Below are 18,346 nucleotides of genomic sequence, written 5' to 3' on the forward strand. Positions count from 1 at the left end.
GGGAGCGGGCGGAGCGGGCGGGCGCGGGAGCGGGAGCGGGCGGAGCGGGCGGGCGCGGGAGCGGGAGCGGGCGGAGCGGGCGGGCGCGGGAGCGGGAGCGGGCGGAGCGGGAGCGGGCGGATCGGGCGGGCGCGGGAGCGGGCGGAGCGGGAGCGGGCGGATCGTGCGGGCGGGCTGGTGCGCAGAGCGGGCGCGCGTCGGTCACGACCACCGACCGCCCCGCGTCCATCGACACGCGGGAGCGCCGGGGCGCGAGAGCGCGGGTCGAACGTCGTTGAGCAGCGCCTTCGGCGGCCGCCCGACGCCTCCGCGCGAGTGAAGCGTCAGCGGCTCTTCGTCGCCGCCCGGTGGGCCCGCTCGACGGCCGCCGGCAGCGCGGCGACCAGGGCATCCACGTCCGCCATGGTCGACGTGTGGCCCAGGGTGAAGCGCAGCGAGGAGCGCGCCCGCGCGTCGTCGGCGCCCATGGCCAGGAGCACGTGCGAGGGCTGCGCGACGCCGGCCGAGCAGGCGGAACCGGTCGAGCAGGCGATGTCCTGGGCGTCCAGGAGCAGCAGCAGCGCGTCGCCCTCGCAGCCGGGGAAGGAGAAGTGTGCGTTGCCGGGCAGGCGGTCGGATGGGTCGCCGTTGAGGATGGCCTCCGGTACGGCCGCGCAGACCCGCTCCACGAGGACGTCACGAAGGCGCCCGATCCGCTCGGCCGTCTCGCGCTGGGTCTTGACCGACAGCTCCAGGGCGACCGCGAACGCGACGATGGCGGGCACGTCGAGGGTGCCGGAGCGCACGTCGCGCTCCTGGCCGCCGCCGTGCGCCAGGGGCGTGCAGTCGATCTCGCGGCCGAGCAGCAGCGCGCCCGCGCCGATGGGGCCGCCGAGCTTGTGGCCGCTGACGGTGAGCGCGGCCGCGCCGCTGGCGGCGAAGTCGACGGGCACCTGGCCGACGGCCTGCACCGCGTCGGTGTGGAAGGGCACGCCCGCGCGGGCGGCCAGCGCGGCCAGCTCGGCGACGGGCTGGACGGTGCCGACCTCGTTGTTGGCCCACATGGACGTGACGACCGCGACGTCGCCGCCGGCGAGCACCTCCTCCAGCGCCTCGGGGTGGACGCGCCCGGACGCGTCGACCGGCAGCCAGGTGACCGCGGCGCCCTCGTGGGCCTCGAGCCAGGCGACGGAGTCGAGCACGGCGTGGTGCTCGACGGAGCTCGCGACCACACGCGTGCGGCCCGCGTCGGCGGCGCGGCGGGCCCAGAAGATGCCCTTGACGGCGAGGTTGTCGCTCTCGGTGCCGCCGCCGGTGAAAATCACCTCCGACGGCCGGGCCACCAGCGAGGCGGCGATCCGCTCCCGCGACTCCTCGACCCGGCGGCGGGCGTGGCGGCCGGGGGCGTGCAACGACGAGGCGTTGCCGACTTCGCGCGCGGTGGCGACGTAGGCGTCGAGCGCCTCCGGGAGCATCGGCGTGGTGGCGGCATGGTCGAGGTACGGCATCGAGGCCAAGCCTAACGGCCGGGCACCCCTTACCTCCCCTCCGGTGGGCGGCGATTGCCACGCTCCCGCGCGCCGGCGGCGGCCGACCGCCCCGGTCAGGGCACCGACTGTAACGGGCACACCCGGCCCCGCGCGGACGCGGCCGACCCATCGATCCGGAACAATGCTGGTCGCGACCCCGATCCGGCCACCGGAACGCGGCGATCCGCTCACGAAGCGTGATGAAGGCGGTGCGGGAGAATCTTCCGAAGAGATTTTCGCCGCTCGCCGCATCCGCGGTGCCCCCGCGCGCCGAATGCTCGGTCAGGAACTCCCCCGTGACTGCGCTAGCTTCAGGACGTGCCCGTGCAATGGTGGCGACCGCGGCATCCGGGCGGGCCCCGGTGAGTGCCCGGCGCCCGCGCGGCGACGACGGCTTCACGGAGCCGCACCGCGCCCCGGACGAACCCACCCCGCACGACAGAGGCCCCGTCCCTCCCGACGGTGGCCTCGTTCCGCCCGACGGTGGCCTCGCCCCGCCTCCGCGCGCCGACGTGCCGCCGGCCGGTCGAGGGAACGCGACCGCGCACAGCCGGCACAACGGCAGCTCACGGGAGGCTGCGCCCACCGAACGCGACATGCCCGACGCACGCGACGGCGGCCTCACCGGGCCTGCGGAGCAGCACAACGGACTCGGCGAACACGACGCGGCCGACAACGGACTCGGCGCACGCGACGTGGCCGACAACGGGCTCGGCGCACGCGAGGTAGCCGACAACGGGCTCGGCACACGCGAGGTAGCCGACAACGGCCTCGTGCAACGCGACGTGTCGGACAGCGGCGTACGCGAGCCGGACGCGCCCGACAAGCGAGGCGCGGCGTTCCGGGTGCGGGACGAGCCGGTGCCCTTCGACGACGGGTTCGCGGAGCTGTTCCGGGCCGGGGACGAGCGGGCTCTGCGGGCGGCGTACGAGCAGTTCGGCCCGGCGGTGTATCACCTCGCGGTGCGCGGCGTCGGCAGTGTCACCGACGCCGAGGACGTCACGCAGGCGGTGTTCGTCGCGGCGTGGCTCGGGCGCGAGGGGTTCGATCCCGGGCGCGGGTCCATGCTCGGGTGGCTGCTCGGCATCGCGCGGCGGAAGGTGGTCGACCAGATTCGCGCGTCCGCGCGGGACGGGCGTATCGGCGAGGCGATCCGGCGGCTCACCGTGCCCGAGCGCGACGGGGGCGGGGACGCGCCCCCGGAGCGCATCGTCGATCGCCTCGTGCTGGCCGACGAGATGGCCCGGCTCCCGGGCGAGCAGCGGCGCGTGCTCGAGTTGGCGTTCTACGACGACCTGACCCATCCTCAGATCGCCGCACTCACCGGCCTGCCCCTCGGCACCGTGAAGAGCCACCTGCGGCGCGGGATGGCCCGGCTGCGCAGCCGATGGGAGGTGGACGGTGCCGCATCTGGAGCCCGAACGGCTGGTACTCCTGGCGCTCGGTGAAGAGGCCCTCGAGCAGCACGAGACCGGGCACCTCGACGCCTGCGAGCAGTGCCGCGCGGAGATGGACTCGCTGCGCAACGTCGCCGGGCTGGGGCGGCAGGCCTCGCGGCTGCGGGCGCTCCCGCCGCCGCCGGAGCACGTGTGGCAACGCATCCGCGCGGAACTCGCCGCGTCCGGGCGCGACCAGCCGCCGCCGGCCGTGAGCCTGCACACCGACCCGCCACCCGCCCGGCCCGGTTCCCCGGCGGCTCCAGACGAAACGAACGCGCAAGAGCCGAGTGGAACCAGCGCGCGGACGCGGGACAAGGGGCCTCGATGGCGGGTCACCGTCGCGGTCGCGGCCGCGGCTGCCGCCGTCGTAGGGCTGCTCGCGGCCGGGGGAACGGCGCTGTGGATGCGGCGCGGCGAGACCGCAGCGGGCTGCCGTGCGCAGGACGCGCGCGTCACGCTCCAGGCGCTCCCGGGGGCGCCCGCGGGGGCCGGCGGGTACGCGTGCCTGCGCGTGGCCGGCGGGGAGCGGCGGCTCGTCGTGCACGCCGAAGGGATGCCCGTGCGGGACGACGCCGACTACGAGGCCTGGCTGCTGGATCGGGACGAGCCCACCGTGCGCATGGAGGCGCTCGGGGTGCTCGGCAAGGAGTCCGAGCTGACGGTGCCGGCGTCGCTGGATCTGTCGAGGTACAACATCATCGACATCTCGGTCGAGCCGCACGACGGCAATGCCGCACACTCCGGGCTGAGCATGCTGCGGGGAACCCTGCCCTGACAAAAACACGAAAGCTGACCAGAACACGAAAGCTGACCCGAACACGAAAGCAGACCAGAACACGAAAGCGCCCGCCGCGGGCAGGCGGCGGGCGCTACGTACCAAGGACGCTACTTACGCTTGCGGATCTCCTCCGCCGCCTGCGGCACGACCTTGAACAGGTCGCCCACCACGCCGAAGTCGGCCAGCTCGAAGATCGGCGCCTCGGGGTCCTTGTTCACCGCGACGATCGTCTTCGACGTCTGCATGCCCGCGCGGTGCTGGATCGCGCCCGAGATGCCCAGGGCGACGTACAGCTGCGGCGAGACCGTCTTGCCGGTCTGGCCCACCTGGAACTGGTGCGGGTAGAAGCCGGAGTCGACCGCCGCGCGCGAGGCGCCGACCGCGCCGCCCAGCAGGTCGGCGAACTCCTCGACCAGCTTGAAGTTGTCCGCGCTGGCCACGCCGCGGCCGCCGGAGACGACGATCGAGGCCTCGGCCAGCTCGGGGCGGGCGCCCTTGGCCTCGACCTTGCGCTCCACGACCTTCGCGAGACGGTCGCGGTCGGTCACGTTGACCTCCACGGCCTCCACCGACGGGGTGGCGGGCGCGGGGGTGGGCGTGAGGGAGTTGGGCCGGACGGTGACGATCGGCAGGCCCTTGGTGACCTTGGACTTGACGATCGTGGAGCCGGCGAAGACGACCTGCGTGGCCGTGCCGTCGGCCTCCAGGCCGACCACGTCGGTCAGCACGCCGTTGTCCAGCTTGACCGCGACGCGCGCCGCGATCTCCTTGCCCTCCTGGGAGGAGGCGAGCAGGACCGCCGACGGGGAGACCCGCTGGATGAGCTCGGCCAGGACGGTGGCCTTGGGCGCGACCAGGTAGTCGTCGAGGTCCGCGCCGGACGCGGCGTAGATCTTCGCGGCGCCGTACTCGCCGAGCTTGTCGGCGACTGGGGCCGGGTCCCCGAACACGACCGCGGAGACGTCGCCGCCCAGCGTGCGCGCGAGGGTGAGCATCTCGAGAGTGACCTTCTTCAAACTCTCGACGACGACCAGAACTTCAGCCATGGTGACGTCTCCCCTTACACGAACTTCTCGGAGGCCAGGTACTCGACGAGCTTCACGCCGCCGTCGTCGCCCGCGTCGACCTTGTTGCCGGCCTGACGGGGCGGGCGCTTGCTGTGCTCGACCACGGCGCTCGTCGCGCCGTCGAAGCCCACCTCGCCGGCCTCGACGCCCAGGTCGGCCAGCGTCAGGGTCTCCAGCGGCTTCTTCTTGGCCGCCATGATGCCCTTGAACGACGGGTACCGCGGGTCGTTGATCGTGTCCCAGACGCTCACGATCGCGGGGGTCGCGGCGGTGACGACCTCGAAGCCCTCGTCGGTCTGCCGCTCGATCGTCAGCTGCGAGCCCTCGACGGTGACCTTGCGCGCGCCGGTGAGCGCGGCGATGCCCAGCCGCTCGGCGATCATGTGCGGCATCACCTGCACGCGGCCGTCGGTCGACTCGGCGCCGCAGATGACCAGGTCGGCGTTCTGCCGGGCGATCGCGGCGGCGAGCGCCTTCGACGTGGCGACCGCGCACGAGCCGTGCAGCGCGTCGTCGGCGACGTGGACGGCCGAGTCCGGGCCCATGGACAGCGCCTTGCGAATCGACTCCGTGGCGCGGTCGGGACCGACGGTCAACACGACGACCTCGCCGCCGTGCGCCTCCTGGAGGCGCAGGGCCTCCTCGATGGCGTACTCGTCCATCTCGTTGATCACATTGTTCGCCGACGCGCGGTCGACGGTGTTGTCGTCACTGCGCAGGTTGCGCTCCGCGCCGGAGTCCGGCACCTGCTTGACGAGTACGACGATCTTCATCGTGGTCCGAGGTCCTCCTGCTTGACAGTCACCGCGCCGTCGCTGGTGACATGCGCCCCACGTTACGGCTCAAGGGAAGCGGCACCAGGCCGCCCTCCCGTATGTTACTGGGGAGTAGGTTCGCTGCGTCGGTGAAAAGCATCACGAATCGGGCGCACCCTGGACCGCGGGGGTGGGTGAAATGTCGCATAAAACGGGCATCTTCGAGCCGCAACGCCCGCTGTCGGCGGCGGTCGCTCAGCACGCTGCGGAATTGGTCACACACCGGCGCCGCGAGGCCCCGGACGACCATTTGTGCACGTGCGGACGCCTGCGGGAGTGCTGCGTCTCCGACGCTGTCCGCGAACTGTGGCACGCGCCGAGGCCGTAGCCGGCAGCAGCGCGGCGAGCGCGGCCGCGGCCGTGGCGAGCAGGGCGTACGAGGCCAGCCGGCCCACCGGGACCACGGGGTGGCCGTGGCCGTACTGCCCGATGAGCCCGAAGGCCGCCGCCGACCCCGCGAGCACGCCCAGCCCGATCCCGGCCACGACGCCGATGACGGCCATGAACACCGCCTCCAGCACCAGCATCGCCCGCAGCTGCCCGCGCGACAGGCCCAGGGCGCGCAGCAGGGCGGTCTCCCGGGTGCGCTCCAGCACCGAGAGCGCGAGCGTGTTGGCGATGCCGGCCAGCGCGATGACGATCGACATGCCCAGCAGCGCCGAGAACACCAGCAGCTGGCGGTCGAGGCTCTCGGTGACCTTGGCCCGCCACTCGGCCTGGCTGGACACCTGCAGCCGGGGCTGCTCGCGCACGGCGCCGTCCACCGCCGCCCGCGCCGTCTCCGCGGGCACCCCCTCCGCGGCCTTGAGCAGCACGGAGTCGGGCCCTCCGGCGCCGAACACGGCGGCGTAGTCGCTCCAGTCGAGCAGGATCTCGCCGGTCGAGGGCGCGTCGTCGTAGACGGCGATCACGCGCAGCGGGCGGCCTCCGAGCGTGATCCGCGCCCCGACCCCGGCGCCCACCGCGTCCGCGAGGGAGCCCTTCAGCGCCACGGTGCCGGGCCCGAAACCCGCGACCGAGCCCCGCATGACCTCCGGCCGCAGCACCGTGTCCAGCGCCCCGGGCTCCATGGACCACGCCTCGGTGGGCCGGCCCCGCACCTCGGTCTGGTGGGCCCGTGCGGCGGCCACGGCGGCGAACTCGGGGCGCCCGCGCAGCGCGTCGAGCACCGGGCCGGGCACGGCGGGGGTGCGCTCGTTGAACACGAAGCCGCCGGTGACGACGTAGTCGACCGCGAAGTTCTCGTCGAGCTCGCGCTCGGACTGGGCGCGGGTCGTCGCCAGCAGTACCGCGAACAGGCTCATCAACGCCAGCCCGACCGTCAGCGCGCCCGTGGTCGCCGCGACCCGCTTCGGGTTGCGCCGCGCCTCCTGCACGGCCAGCCGCGCGGGCGCGCCGAGGACGCGGGCCGGCAGCCACCCCACCCAGGCCGTGAGCGGGCCGATGACGAAGGGCCCCGCGGCGACCGCGGCCGCGAACAGCCCGATGGCGCCGAGGAACACCACCGGCAGCCCCAGGAACCCCGGCGCCCGCGTGCCGCCCGCGACGAGCAGCACCCCGCCGACGGCCAGGATCCAGGCCGCCCGGAGGCGCGCGCGCCGGCGCCCGGGCACGGCCGCCTCCAGCGGCGCCGCCGACAGCGCGGCCATCGGCGGGACCCGGCTCGCGGTGCGCGCGGGCAGCAGCGACGCCAGCACGGTGCACAGGGTGCCCGCGACCAGCCCGGCGAGCACCGTGGCGGGGCTGACGACGAGGTGGTCGACGCGCACCGACTTGCCGAGCGCGTCGCGGCCGACCAGCAGCACCCAGCCGATCGCCACGCTGGCCGCGAGCCCGCCCAGGGAGGCCACGAGCCCCACGACGAGCGCCTCGAGCACCACCGAGCCGAACAGCTGCCGCCGGGACGCGCCCACGCACCGCAGCAGGGCCAGCTCCCGCACGCGCTGGGCGACGAGGATGGCGAACGTGTTGGCGATCACGAAGACCGACACCGCGAGCGCGACGAGGCCGAAGGCGAAGAGCACGACCAGGAAGCCGTTGACGTACTTGGCCGCCGCCGTCGCGTACACCTCGCGCAGCCGCTCGCCGCCGAGCACCCGCGCCCGGGGGCCGAGCCGTTCGCGCAGCGCGGCGGCGAGCGCGTCCTCGCGCACGCCCGGCCGCGCGGTCGCGACGACCTCGGCGTAGCCGTACGCGCCCGCGACCGTGCGCATGCCGCCGGGGGTGAGCGCGGCGACGCTCAGGCCCGCGAAGCGCTTGTTCGCGCCGAGGTCGAACGAGCCGACCAGCGTGAGCGCGACCTCGCGGCCGTCGGCGCCGATCACGCGCACGGCGTCGCCGTCGCGGAAGCCGTAGGCGCGGGCCGTCGACGCGTCGATCGCGATCTCGCCGTCGCGCTGCGGCAGCCGCCCGCCGGCCACGTCGAACATGCTCAGGCTCGGCTCGCCGGGCGTGGACACGGCCCAGCCGACCTTGCCGAAGTTGGCGATCAGGCGCCCGTGCGGGTCGAGCATCGACAGCCGCTCCGCCATCCGCCCGTCCGCGCGGGCCACCTGCGGCAGGCCGCGCACCGCGTCGAGGTCCTCGAGGCCGAGGCGGCGGCTGCTCTCGCTGAACCCGGAGGACTGCTCGCCGAACGGCACCCACGCGGGGCCGGCCGACGCGTCCACGTTGCGGGCCGACCGGGCCAGGTCGTCGAAGAACGCCGCACGCGCGGTGTCGCCGTAGACCAGGGTCCCGGCGAGGAATCCCACACCGATCATCACGGCGACGGCGGTCAGCACAAGACGTACCTTGTGAGCACGCAGCCCGGCGAGCGTCGTACGGAGCACCAGGCGACTGTAGTGAGGGGGACAGACGAGCCATGTCCATGTGGTCGGCGATCCGAACCTGGTTCGACCCGGACGAGGTCCGCTCGGTGGGCACCACCCCCGACTACCGCTTCTCGCTGGCGAACGAGCGCACCTTCCTGGCCTGGATGCGCACCGCGCTGGCGCTGATCGGCGGCGGGCTCGCGGTCGCGCAGTTCCTGCCCGAGCACCGCTTGCGGATCGTGATCTCGGTCTCACTGCTCGCGCTCGGGGGCCTCGTGGCGATCCGGGCGGTCGACCACTGGGCCCGCAGCGAGAAGGCGATGCGCAAGGGTGAGGCGCTGCCACCGTCGCGCTTTCCGGCGATCCTCGCGCTCGTGGTCACCGTGGGCGCGGCCGCGCTGCTGGCGGCCACGCTGCTATGAGCGAGTCGCCCCCGGGCGCGCAGCTCGAGCGCACCCAGCTGTCGTGGCGGCGGACGCTGGTCTCGGTGACGGCGGTCGCGCTGCTGCTCGCCCGGCTGGCCGCGGTACACCTGCGAGATCTGGCGGCCGCGGGCGCCCTCGCCGCCGTCGGGGTGCTCTGGGCCGCCACGGTGGCGCTCGCGCTGCGCCGGATGCGGTCGGTGGCCACCCCGATCGGGCGGGAACTGCCGTGGCTGGTCGCGCTCATCCTGCTGTACTGCGTGATGGGCACCCTGTTGCTGGTGTCATGACCCCCGTTGCTGAGTCATGATGGCGCCATGGGACGCGCACTGCCCTTCTTGATCGTGCTGGTCGTGACGCTGTACGCGCTGATCGACTGCCTCTCCTCGGAGCGCGGGGACATTCGCGGGCTGCCCCGGCCCGTGTGGGTGCTCGTGATCCTGCTCGTGCCGGTCATCGGACCCGTGGCCTGGTTCTTCGCCGGTCGCCCGGTGTCGCTGGAACAGCGCGCGGGCGTGGTCGCGGGCGGGCGGCCCCGCAAGAAGGTGACCGCCCCCGACGACGACCCCGACTTCCTGCGCGGCATCGACACGGCCCAGTCGCGCAAGGACGCCGAGCTGCTGCGCCGGTGGGAGGAAGACCTCAAACGCCGCGAAGACGACAACCCGGGCGCATAGCCCGGGCCGCTCACGGCACGCAGACGACCAGCGCGCCGGGCCGGACACGCGCGGCCAGCCGCCGCGCGGGCGCGATCACGTCCCCGTCGAGTTCCCGCGGCTCGTCCCGCGCCGCGTGGATCTCGACGGATCGCGCCCGGAACGTCTCCAGCCCGTGCGTGGCCGGGCCGCGCCGGAGCAGTACGCCACCCGCCAGCCGCACCCAGTCCCCCACGTGGCGCGGGGTCAGCACCGCGACGTCCAGGCAGCCGTCGTCCGGCTCGGCGCCGGGCAGCAGCGGCAGCCCGCCCTGCAGCCGCCCCACGTTCGCCACGAGCACGCTGGTGGCCCGCCGGTGCAGCCAGCGCCCGCCGTCGAGGCGGATGCGCACCGAGGCCCGGTGGCGGGTGAGATTGCGCAGCCCGGTCGCGACGTAGGCGGCCCAGCCGAAGCGCGCCTTGGCGGTGTCGGGGGTGTCGCCGACCATCGCCGCGTCGAAGCCCATGCCCGCCATCACGGCGAACACGCCCACGCCCTCGACCTCCCCCACGTCGATGCGCCGCCGCGTGCCGGTGATGGCGACCGCGACCGCCTCCGCGACGTCGCGCGGGATGCCGAGGTTGGTGGCGAGCAGGTTGCCGGTGCCGGAGGGCACGAGCGCGATCGCGACGTCGGTGCCGGCCAGCTCGCCGGCGACCGCCATCACGGTGCCGTCGCCGCCGCAGACGAGCACCAGCTCCACCCCGGCCGCCACGGCCTCGCGGGCCATGCCGCAGCCGGGGTCCTCGGGCGTCGTCTCCAGCCAGAGCGGCTCGGGCCAGCCGGCGTCGGCGAGCGCCCCGCACAGCTCACGGCGGCGCTCGTCGAGGTCGAGGACCTTCGACGGGTTGATCACCACCGCCGAGCGGACGCTCACGAGCCGACCTTGCGGTACTTGGCCTGGAAGAAGCAGTAGACGCCGAACGCGGCCACGCCCAGCGCGACGGCGAGGAGCAGGAACTTGCCGAACGGCTGCCCGACGAGCGTGTGCAGGGCCGCGTCGAGGCCGCGGGACTTGCCGGGGTCGTTCGTGACCGCCGCGTCCACAAGGAGATACCCCACGATGCCGAAGGCGACACCTTTGGCCGCGTAGCCGATCTGCCCCGCGCGGGTGGCCGCCTGGTGCCCGTGGGGCCCGGCGAAGTGCAGCTTCCCGGCGAACTTGCGCTTGAGGCCGTACCACACCATCCCGATGCCGAACCCGAGCACGGCGAGCCCGGCCAGCCCGACCAGCCACGCCCCCGCGGGCTTGGCCATGATCCCGGCGGCCGCCTCCTGCTGCTGGTTGGCGCTGGACGCGGGCGCGCCGAGCACCACCTTGCCCGCCGTCCACGCCAGGGCGCCGTAGATGACCACCCGGGCGCCGGAGGAGACGCGCTCGAAGACGCGCTCCTTGCCGTGGCTGTCCTGGTGTCCCCACACGGCCAGCATGGCCTGCCACACGGCGAGGGCCACGAGGCAGACGATCACGAACCACAGCAGCATCTCGCCGAAGGGCTGCTCGGCGAGCTTCCGGAAGGCGCCGGACTGGTCGCCCTCCTCCCCGCCCTGACCGAACGCGATCTGCGCGGCGACCCAGGCGAGGGCGAGGTGCAACAGCCCGTAGCCGATGAACCCGACCCTCGTCAGGTACTTCAGGAGATCGTTGTTCGTCATGTTCTGCCAATCCCCATCCTGGGCATGTTGGCAAACGTGAGACGTGACAAGGCGACCCTGATCAGAATGACAAGCTTCGGGGTCGCGGCCCTGCTGTTCAGCCTGTTGGTGATCGCTGTGCGCGTGCGCTGGCTGCCCCTGGAGTCCGTCGACCGCGGGGTCGCCAACGGACTCAACGCCCTGGTCGCGCCGAGCGCGTTCCTGGTGAACCTGATGGGCGGGATCAGCCGGCTGGGCAGCTTCGGCGTGCTCGCCTGGCTGATCGCGATCGCCGCAACGGTACTCCTGGTGCGCCGCCGATTCCGCCTGACCGGCTTCCTGCTGGCCACGACGCTCGGCGGCCTCGTGCTCGACCCGGTGCTCAAGCACGCCGTCGGCCGCCTGCGGCCGGTGGTCGAGCAGCCAGTCGCGCACGGGGGCGGCAACAGCTTCCCGAGCGGGCACTCGCTGAACTCGTTCATCTGCTACGCCGCGCTGCTGCTCGTGTTCCTCCCGGCGCTCGCGCCCCGGTGGCGCCGCCCGGTGCTCATCGCCGTCGGCGCGATCGTGGTCCTCATCGGCTTCAGCCGGCTCGCGCTCGGCGTGCACTTCGTGTCCGACGTGCTGGGTGGCTGGTCGCTGGGCGTGGCCTGGGTCGGGCTCTGCGCGGCCGCGTTCGAGCTGTGGCGGTACGAGCGCGGCCAGAGCGTCACCGCCCCGCTGGCCGAGGGCCTCGAGCCGGAGGCCGCCGACGACCTGCGCCCGACCGAGCAGCACCCGCACGAGCCGGAGCGGGCCGGGCACGGACGCGCCTGGGTGCTCGCCGGGCTCGGCGTGGCGTGGGTGCTGACGTTCGGGGCGCTGGTCGCGCTCGGCATCCCGCTGGCGCACTACCGCGACGGCAACGGCAACATCCTGGGCGACCGCGCGATCCCGCACTGGTTCGCCGGGCACCGCACGGACGTGCTCGGCCACGTCACGATCGTCGGCAGCGAGGTCGGCAACACCCACGCGATCCTCGCCATCGGCCTGGTCATCGGCGCCCTCGCGCTCGCCGTGGCCCGCCGCTGGCGCCCCGTGATCTTCCTGGTCACGGTCATGTTCGGCGAGCTGAGCCTGTTCCTGGGCTCGGCCGCGATCGTCGGGCGGGCGCGCCCGGACGTGGAGAACATGGACGGGCCGATGCCCACCTCCAGCTACCCGTCCGGGCACGTCGCGGCGGCGATCTGCATCTGGGCCACCGCGGCCGTGCTCGTCCTGCCGCGCACCCGCGCGTGGTGGCGCTGGCTGTTCGTGGCCGCGGCGGTGCTCATGCCGCTGTGGGTGGCGGTGTCGCGGATGTACCGCGGCATGCACCATCCCACCGACATCCTGGGCAGCTGCGTGCTCGCCGGGCTCTGGGTCACCGCCGTGTGGTGGCTGCTGCGGCCCAACCACGACCTGGTGGCGGAGCCGGGCCCCGCGCGGGAGCCGGAGCTGGCCGAGGCGGCCGCGAAATGAGCGATTGGTTTCTGAGCGCGGAGGAGCGCGGCAACCCGCACACCGGCCTGGCCCCGTGGACCGACGGCAACGCGGTGCGGCCGCTCATCGACGGCCGCGAGTACTACGACGCGCTCCTGCCCGCGATCCGCGCGACCCGCCGCGGCGACCTGATCCTGTTCACCGACTGGCGCGGCGACCCCGACCAGCGTCTCGACGGCGACGGCACCGAAGTGTCCCGGGTCCTGTGCGAGGCGGCCGAGCGCGGCGTGATCGTCAAGGGCCTGATGTGGCGCTCGCACTTCGACCGGCTGCAGTTCAACGAGGAGGAGAACCAGCACCTCGGCGACGAGATCGAGGCGGCGGGCGGGGAGTGCCTGCGCGACATGCGCGTCCGCGCGGGCGGCTCGCACCATCAGAAGTTCGTGGTGCTGCGCCACCCGGGCCGCCCCGAGCTCGACGTCGCGTTCGTGGGCGGGATCGACCTGTGCCACAGCCGGGGCGACTCCCACGAGCACGAGGGCGATCCGCAGGCGATCTCGATGGCGCCGGTGTACGGCCCCCGCCCGCCCTGGCACGACGCGCAGGTCGAGCTGCGCGGCCCGGCCGTGGGGCAGGTCGAGGCGACGTTCCGGGAGCGCTGGACCGATCCGACCCCACTGTCGCGCAACCCCTTCTTCCGGCTGCACGACCGGCTCTACCACGAGGACACGCACGCCGACCCCCTGCCGGAGCAGCTGCCGGACCCGCCGCCGGCCGGCGATCTCAGCGTGCAGCTGCTGCGGACGTACCCGCACATGCGCTCGGGCGCGTACCCGTTCGCCCCCGACGGCGAGCGCAGCGTGGCCCGCGGATATCGCAAGGCCGTCGCGCGGGCGCGGCACCTGATCTACATCGAGGACCAGTACCTGTGGTCGCCCCAGGTCGCCGAGTGCTTCGCCGACGCGCTGCGCGCCAGGCCGGGGCTGCACCTCGTCGCCGTCGTGCCCCGCCAGCCCGACGCGCCGGGCAAGATCGGCAAGACCCCGCAGCTGTACGGCCGCGAGCGCGCCCTCGCCATGCTCGACGAGGCCGGCGGTGACCGCGTGCACGTGTTCAGCCCCGAGAACGCCGACGGCACGCCGATCTACGTGCACGCCAAGGTGTGCATCGTCGACGACGCCTGGGCGACCGTCGGCTCCGACAACGTGTCGCTGCGCTCGTGGACCCACGACTCCGAGCTGACGTGCGCGGTCGCCGACCCTACCGGGCGGTACGCACGGTCACTGCGCCGGCGGCTGGCCCGCGAGCACCTCGGCGCCGACATCGACGACGATGACCACGCAACGTTCGTCGGCGCCTTCGAGCGCGCGGCCGCGGACCTGGAACGCTGGTACGCCGAGGGCCGCCCGGGCCCCCGGCCGCGCGGACGCGTGCAGCGCTACGAGGCACCGCACCTGACCTGGTGGACCCGGCAGTGGTCCGGGGTGCTCTACCGCTTCGTGCACGACCCCGACGGACGGCCGCACGGCATGCGGCGGGCGGGTGCCTTCTGACGGTTTTGTGCCGTTCACTCTCCGGTCTCTTCGCCGTGCTCCCATCGCGTGATGACCGCGTGGCAACTCGCCTGCATCGACATGGCAGGCACTACGGTGCGTGATGACGGCCTGGTCGAGCAGGCCTTCACGGTGGCCTTCGCCGGGGAGGGCGTCGCTCCCGGCACTCCCCAGCACGAGCGCATGCTCGCCGTCGTGCGCAAGACGATGGGCCAGAGCCGGATCGAGGTGTTCCGCCTCCTGCTCGACGGGGACGAGCAACGGGCCCAGGCCGCCAACGAGACGTTCGAGGAGGCGTACGGGCTGCTGGTCGACGAGGGCGCCGTGCTGCCGATCCCGGGCGCCATCGAGGCGATCAAGACGCTGCGCGCGAACGGCATCAAGGTGGCGCTCACCACCGGCTTCGCCCGGGCCACCCAGGAGGCGATCATCGACGCGCTCGGCTGGTGGGGCCAGGTCGACCTGGTGCTCTCCCCCGCCGACGCCGGCCGCGGCCGCCCCTTCCCCGACTTCATGCTCGTCTCGGCGCTCAAGCTCGGCGTCGAGGACGTGCGCCGCATGGTCGTCGTCGGCGACACGCCCCTGGACCTCATCGCCGGCCAGCGCGCGGGCGCGGGCCTGCTCGTGGGCGTGCTCACCGGGGCCGGCGACCGGCAGGCGCTGCAGGCCGCCGGCGCGCACGAGGTCATCGGCTCGATCGGCTCCCTGCCCCGGTTGCTGGGGCTGGAGTAGCGGCTACGCGAGGTTCGACGAACGCGGGTAGGCGTCCTCGGGGTCCGTCAGGACGTTCACGAGATAGGGCACCCCGGCGGAGAACGCGCGTCCGAGCGCCCCGGCGAGATCCCCGGGCTTCTCGACCGTCTCCCCGGCGCCCCCGAGCGCCTTCACCACGTCGTCGTAGCGCAGTCCCGGCTGCAGGTCGGCCGCGAGGTCGTAGCCGTAGATCTGGCGCATCGGGTGCTTCTCCAGCCCCCAGATGCCGTTGTTGCCGACCACGATCACGACCGGCAGCTGGTGGCGCACGAGCGTCTCGACGTCCATGAGCGAGAAGCCGGCCGCGCCGTCGCCCATGAGCACGCAGATCTGCCGGTCCGGGTAGGTCACCCGCGCCCCCATCGCGTAGCCCATGCCGGTGCCGAGGCAGCCGTACGGCCCCGGGTCCAGCCAGGTGCCGGGCCGGGCGGGCTCGAGGTACTTGCCGGCGTAGGAGACGAAGTCCCCGCCGTCGCCGATGGTCACCGCGTCCTCGGCCAGCACCTTGCGCAGCTCGCCGTAGACGCGGCTGGGCTTGATCGGGTCGGTGTCGGCCTCCAGGGCCTCGGTCTCGCGCCCCCGGGCCGCGTCCTCCGCGGCGCGCAGGGTCGCGATCCACTCCTCGTGGTCCGCCACCAGGCCGCCGTACGCCGCGAAGGCCGACAGCACCAGCCGCAGATCGCCCGTGGGCGCCGCGGCCGGGGTGACGTGCGTGGCCCGCTGCGAGGGCGCGTCGGTGACGTGCACGACCTGGGCCCCGCCGAAGTCGCCGAAGTTCAGCCGGAAGTCCAGCGGGGTGCCGACGACCGCGACCACGTCCGCGCCGCCGAACGCGGGCTTGCGCGCCCGCGCGAACGCCAGGGGGTGCCCGGGCGGCAGGGAGCCGCGGCCCATGCCGTTGGCGAAGACCGGAATCCGCAGCGCCTCGGCGGCCTCGCGCAACGCCGCGGTGGCGTCGCCGGCCCACACGTCCGATCCCGCGACGATGACCGGGCGCTCGGCCGCGGCCAGCAGGCTCACGGCGCGGTGGACCTCGTCGGGGTCGGCTTCCTCGGACGGTACGACTGCCGGATCTTGTTCTTGAATGCCGTCCGCGGTGGAGAAGACCACCTCGAGCGGCAGGTCGACGAAGACCGGCCCCCGGTGCGGGGTCAGCGCGGTGAGCGCGGCCGCACGCATCCGCGCGTAGACCTCGTCGGTGGAGAAGATGGTCTCGGCGTGCTTCGTGACCGCCTGAACGATCGGCAGGTGGTCCATCTCCTGCAGGCTGCCCGAGCCCCAGCGGAACTGCGGCGCGCGGCCGCCGAGCACGACCACCGGCGCGCCGTTGAACATGGCGCTGGTCAGGCCGGAGACGCCGTTCGTGACGCCGGGGCCGGCGGTGAGCACGGCCAGGCCCGGCCGCCGCTGCAGCTTCGCGACCGCCTCGGCCGCGAAGACCGCGGACTGCTCGTGGCGCACGTCGACGACGCGCACGCCGGCCCGCTTCGCCGCGTCGTACAGCGGGAAGACGTGGCCGCCGGAGAGGGTGAACATCTCGCTGACCCCGAAGCCGCGCAGCGCCGCCAGCGCGAGGTCCCCGCCGTGCCCGTCGATCGTCGTCATGCGCGAATCCTACTCACGTTCGCCGCTACGAGGGGTTCGAGTCGAACCACTCCTGCAGCAACGGGGGCAGGTGATCGGTCGTCAGGTAGTACGAGATCACGCCGGCGACCAGCGGGACGGCGACGAGCAGCACCACCACGAACAGCACGCGGAAAAACCGGGCGGCCGGGCCGCGGCGCGCCTTGCCGCCCGAGTACACGTGCGCGTGCTCGGCGACGCGCTGTGGCTGTGGCTGCGGCTGCGGCTGCGGCTGCGGCTGCGGCTGCGGCCTCGGCGGCTGCGGTCGTTGCTGCGGCGCCTCGTTGCGGAAGGCGCGGCCGTATTCGTCGTAGCGCGTCGCCGACTCGGGCACGCCGCCGCCGGAGCCGTAGACGCGCCCGGCGCTCACGGGCCGGTTCGGCGGCGCGGAGACCGGTGGCGACGACACCGGGGGCGGCGCGGAGACGGGAGGCGACGAGACCGGCGGCGGCGTGGAGACCGGGGTCTCCAGCCACATCGGGCTCTGGGCGGGCGGGGACGAGACCGGGGTGCCGAACCGGCTCGGGGGCGGCATCGAGAACGCCGGCGGCGCGGAGACCGGCGGGGCCGACACGGGCGGGGCGGAGACCGGCGGCGCCGGGGGCTGCTCCGTGCGCTGCTCCGGCCGCTCCCACAGGAAGCCCGGCACCTGCGGCAGCACGCCCGTCGACGGGCCCGGGGCGGGCTGCGCGCTCGGCTGGGTGGACTTGGAGCCGGTGAGCATGCTGCCCTCGGCCACGACGAGCTCCGGCTGCTCGATCGCGGTCGGCGCCGTGCCGAGCATGCGGTGCAGCAGCGTGGCCACGAGCGGCATCCGGCTGGAGCCGCCGACCAGGAACACGCCCGCGACCGAGCCCTCGCTGAGCTGGGCCCAGCGCATGACGCCCTGGGTCACCCGCACGGTCTGCTCGATCATCGGCCGCGCGAGGGTCTCGAGCTCCTCCCGCGTCAGGTGTACGTCGAAGTTGAGCAGCGGAATCGTCAGGTCCGACGCGGGCTGGCGGGAGAGCCGCTCCTTGGCCACCCGTGCGTCGTCCCACAGCAGGCGGCGGTGCCGGCGGTCCTCGACGGTCTGCGGGCTCATGAGCCGCGACCACTCCTGCGGCGCGCGCGGCTCGCAGATGGTGCCGATGTGCTTGACGACGGCGTTGTCCACGTCGATGCCGCCGATGTCGTCGCGGCCGTCGACGGCGAGCGCCTCGAAGCCGTCGGCGGTGCGCGCGACCACGCTGGCGTCGAACGTGCCGGCCCCGAAGTCGTGCACGACCACGACCGAGCCGACCTTCACCTCGTGGCCGAGGACCTGGGTGAAGTAGGCGGCCGCCGCGACCGGCTCGGGCACCAGGCGCACCCGGCCCAGGCCGGCGGCCTCGGCGGCGTCGGCGATCGCGAGGCGGCGGGTCGCGCCCCAGGACGCCGGGATCGTCACCGTCGCCTCCGGCACGACGTCGCCGACGGTGCGCACCCACTCGTCGCGGACCCGGCGCAGGACGGCCGCGATGAGCTCCTGGACCGGCACCTCGCGGTCGCCGAGCAGCACCGTGCCGTCGTCGATGCGCCGCTTCGGGTTCGGCTCGAAGCGAGCCGGCTCCAGGCGCGCGCTGTGCACGGCGTCGCGGCCGACGATGATCGCGCCGCCGGGCTCGGCGTAGACCGCCGAGGGCAGCAGCGGCGACCCGTCGAAGATGAGGGGCCGGGAGCGCCCGTCCGGCCACCGCACGACGGCGACGGTGTTCGAGGTGCCGAAGTCGACCCCGAGCCGGATCCCTGGCGTAGGCATGAGC

The 18,346-nt window shown here is 74.1% G+C and carries 16 protein-coding genes; 8 read left to right on the plus strand and 8 right to left on the minus strand.

Going from position 1 to position 18,346, the window contains the following annotated elements:
* Positions 1-323: 323 nt before the first annotated feature.
* Positions 324-1,487 carry a cysteine desulfurase family protein gene (locus AC6JBM_RS36825; protein WP_497978526.1) on the minus strand — a complete coding sequence of 388 codons (1,164 nt, stop codon included), beginning with the start codon at positions 1,485-1,487 and terminating at the stop codon, positions 324-326.
* Between the two features lie 866 nt (positions 1,488-2,353).
* Here AC6JBM_RS36825 and AC6JBM_RS36830 point away from each other — a divergent pair.
* Together AC6JBM_RS36830 and AC6JBM_RS36835 are read left to right on the plus strand one after the other, a co-directional pair.
* Complete coding sequence (locus AC6JBM_RS36830; protein ID WP_497986602.1) at positions 2,354-2,956, plus strand: RNA polymerase sigma factor; 603 nt, start codon at positions 2,354-2,356, stop codon at positions 2,954-2,956.
* A complete protein-coding gene (locus tag AC6JBM_RS36835; protein ID WP_497978527.1) occupies positions 2,910-3,722 on the plus strand; it encodes an anti-sigma factor in 813 nt (270 codons plus the stop codon). The genes AC6JBM_RS36830 and AC6JBM_RS36835 overlap by 47 nt, the downstream gene beginning before the upstream one ends.
* Positions 3,723-3,832: 110 nt before the next feature.
* Here the strand turns inward: AC6JBM_RS36835 and AC6JBM_RS36840 are convergent, their stop codons facing one another.
* The 3 genes from AC6JBM_RS36840 to AC6JBM_RS36850 all read right to left on the minus strand — a co-directional run bounded on the left by AC6JBM_RS36840 (position 3,833) and on the right by AC6JBM_RS36850 (position 8,438).
* On the minus strand, positions 3,833-4,771 hold the full coding sequence (locus AC6JBM_RS36840; protein ID WP_497978528.1) for an electron transfer flavoprotein subunit alpha/FixB family protein: 939 nt from the start codon (positions 4,769-4,771) through the stop codon (positions 3,833-3,835).
* Positions 4,772-4,785: 14 nt separating this feature from the next.
* Positions 4,786-5,565, minus strand: coding sequence for an electron transfer flavoprotein subunit beta/FixA family protein (locus tag AC6JBM_RS36845; protein WP_497978529.1), 780 nt, complete (start codon positions 5,563-5,565; stop codon positions 4,786-4,788).
* Positions 5,566-5,822: 257 nt separating this feature from the next.
* Positions 5,823-8,438 carry an ABC transporter permease gene (locus tag AC6JBM_RS36850; RefSeq protein WP_497978530.1) on the minus strand — a complete coding sequence of 872 codons (2,616 nt, stop codon included), beginning with the start codon at positions 8,436-8,438 and terminating at the stop codon, positions 5,823-5,825.
* 38 nt (positions 8,439-8,476) lie between these two features.
* On the opposite strand from AC6JBM_RS36850, the gene AC6JBM_RS36855 reads away from it, so the two are divergent.
* The 3 genes from AC6JBM_RS36855 to AC6JBM_RS36865 are packed head-to-tail and all read left to right on the plus strand — an operon-like array spanning position 8,477 to position 9,519.
* On the plus strand, positions 8,477-8,842 hold the full coding sequence (locus AC6JBM_RS36855) for a YidH family protein (protein WP_497986603.1): 366 nt from the start codon (positions 8,477-8,479) through the stop codon (positions 8,840-8,842).
* Positions 8,839-9,132 carry a DUF202 domain-containing protein gene (locus AC6JBM_RS36860; protein WP_497978531.1) on the plus strand — a complete coding sequence of 98 codons (294 nt, stop codon included), beginning with the start codon at positions 8,839-8,841 and terminating at the stop codon, positions 9,130-9,132. Before AC6JBM_RS36855 ends, AC6JBM_RS36860 begins: the two co-directional genes overlap by 4 nt.
* 27 nt (positions 9,133-9,159) lie before the next feature.
* Positions 9,160-9,519 carry a PLD nuclease N-terminal domain-containing protein gene (locus tag AC6JBM_RS36865; RefSeq protein ID WP_350624299.1) on the plus strand — a complete coding sequence of 120 codons (360 nt, stop codon included), beginning with the start codon at positions 9,160-9,162 and terminating at the stop codon, positions 9,517-9,519.
* Positions 9,520-9,529: 10 nt separating this feature from the next.
* Here AC6JBM_RS36865 and AC6JBM_RS36870 read toward each other — a convergent pair whose 3' ends face one another.
* Together AC6JBM_RS36870 and AC6JBM_RS36875 are read right to left on the minus strand one after the other, a co-directional pair.
* Positions 9,530-10,414, minus strand: a complete 885-nt coding sequence (locus tag AC6JBM_RS36870) for a diacylglycerol/lipid kinase family protein (RefSeq protein ID WP_497978532.1) — start codon at positions 10,412-10,414, stop codon at positions 9,530-9,532.
* The gene (locus tag AC6JBM_RS36875; protein ID WP_497978533.1) at positions 10,411-11,193 is read right to left on the minus strand and encodes a DUF1206 domain-containing protein; all 783 of its coding nucleotides are present in this window, start codon (positions 11,191-11,193) and stop codon (positions 10,411-10,413) included. The genes AC6JBM_RS36870 and AC6JBM_RS36875 overlap by 4 nt, the downstream gene beginning before the upstream one ends.
* A 66-nt stretch (positions 11,194-11,259) precedes the next feature.
* On the opposite strand from AC6JBM_RS36875, the gene AC6JBM_RS36880 reads away from it, so the two are divergent.
* From AC6JBM_RS36880 to AC6JBM_RS36890, 3 genes are read left to right on the plus strand one after another with little or no spacing between them, the layout of a single operon-like run.
* Positions 11,260-12,672, plus strand: coding sequence for a phosphatase PAP2 family protein (locus AC6JBM_RS36880; RefSeq protein ID WP_497978534.1), 1,413 nt, complete (start codon positions 11,260-11,262; stop codon positions 12,670-12,672).
* Positions 12,669-14,186, plus strand: coding sequence for a phospholipase D family protein (locus AC6JBM_RS36885; RefSeq protein WP_497978535.1), 1,518 nt, complete (start codon positions 12,669-12,671; stop codon positions 14,184-14,186). The genes AC6JBM_RS36880 and AC6JBM_RS36885 overlap by 4 nt, the downstream gene beginning before the upstream one ends.
* Before the next feature lie 51 nt (positions 14,187-14,237).
* Positions 14,238-14,918, plus strand: coding sequence for a phosphonatase-like hydrolase (locus tag AC6JBM_RS36890; RefSeq protein WP_350624309.1), 681 nt, complete (start codon positions 14,238-14,240; stop codon positions 14,916-14,918).
* Between the two features lie 3 nt (positions 14,919-14,921).
* On the opposite strand, the gene AC6JBM_RS36895 is transcribed toward AC6JBM_RS36890, so the two are convergent.
* Positions 14,922-16,544, minus strand: coding sequence for an acetolactate synthase (locus tag AC6JBM_RS36895; protein WP_497978536.1), 1,623 nt, complete (start codon positions 16,542-16,544; stop codon positions 14,922-14,924).
* Between the two features lie 25 nt (positions 16,545-16,569).
* On the minus strand, positions 16,570-18,342 hold the full coding sequence (locus AC6JBM_RS36900; RefSeq protein ID WP_497978537.1) for an Hsp70 family protein: 1,773 nt from the start codon (positions 18,340-18,342) through the stop codon (positions 16,570-16,572).
* Between the last annotated feature and the right edge of the window lie 4 nt (positions 18,343-18,346).

The organism is Dactylosporangium thailandense (assembly GCF_059739745.1).

Excerpts from the sequence above, each read along its gene's own strand:
- AC6JBM_RS36825 (WP_497978526.1), bottom strand. The coding sequence starts at position 1,487 with ATGCCGTACCTCGACCATGCCGCCACCACGCCGATGCTCCCGGAGGCG.
- AC6JBM_RS36840 (WP_497978528.1), bottom strand. The coding sequence starts at position 4,771 with ATGGCTGAAGTTCTGGTCGTCGTCGAGAGTTTGAAGAAGGTCACTCTC.
- AC6JBM_RS36845 (WP_497978529.1), bottom strand. The coding sequence starts at position 5,565 with ATGAAGATCGTCGTACTCGTCAAGCAGGTGCCGGACTCCGGCGCGGAG.
- AC6JBM_RS36855 (WP_497986603.1), top strand. The coding sequence starts at position 8,477 with ATGTGGTCGGCGATCCGAACCTGGTTCGACCCGGACGAGGTCCGCTCG.
- AC6JBM_RS36860 (WP_497978531.1), top strand. The coding sequence starts at position 8,839 with ATGAGCGAGTCGCCCCCGGGCGCGCAGCTCGAGCGCACCCAGCTGTCG.
- AC6JBM_RS36865 (WP_350624299.1), top strand. The coding sequence starts at position 9,160 with ATGGGACGCGCACTGCCCTTCTTGATCGTGCTGGTCGTGACGCTGTAC.
- AC6JBM_RS36875 (WP_497978533.1), bottom strand. The coding sequence starts at position 11,193 with ATGACGAACAACGATCTCCTGAAGTACCTGACGAGGGTCGGGTTCATC.
- AC6JBM_RS36880 (WP_497978534.1), top strand. The coding sequence starts at position 11,260 with ATGACAAGCTTCGGGGTCGCGGCCCTGCTGTTCAGCCTGTTGGTGATC.
- AC6JBM_RS36885 (WP_497978535.1), top strand. The coding sequence starts at position 12,669 with ATGAGCGATTGGTTTCTGAGCGCGGAGGAGCGCGGCAACCCGCACACC.
- AC6JBM_RS36890 (WP_350624309.1), top strand. The coding sequence starts at position 14,238 with ATGACCGCGTGGCAACTCGCCTGCATCGACATGGCAGGCACTACGGTG.
- AC6JBM_RS36895 (WP_497978536.1), bottom strand. The coding sequence starts at position 16,544 with ATGACGACGATCGACGGGCACGGCGGGGACCTCGCGCTGGCGGCGCTG.
- AC6JBM_RS36900 (WP_497978537.1), bottom strand. The coding sequence starts at position 18,342 with ATGCCTACGCCAGGGATCCGGCTCGGGGTCGACTTCGGCACCTCGAAC.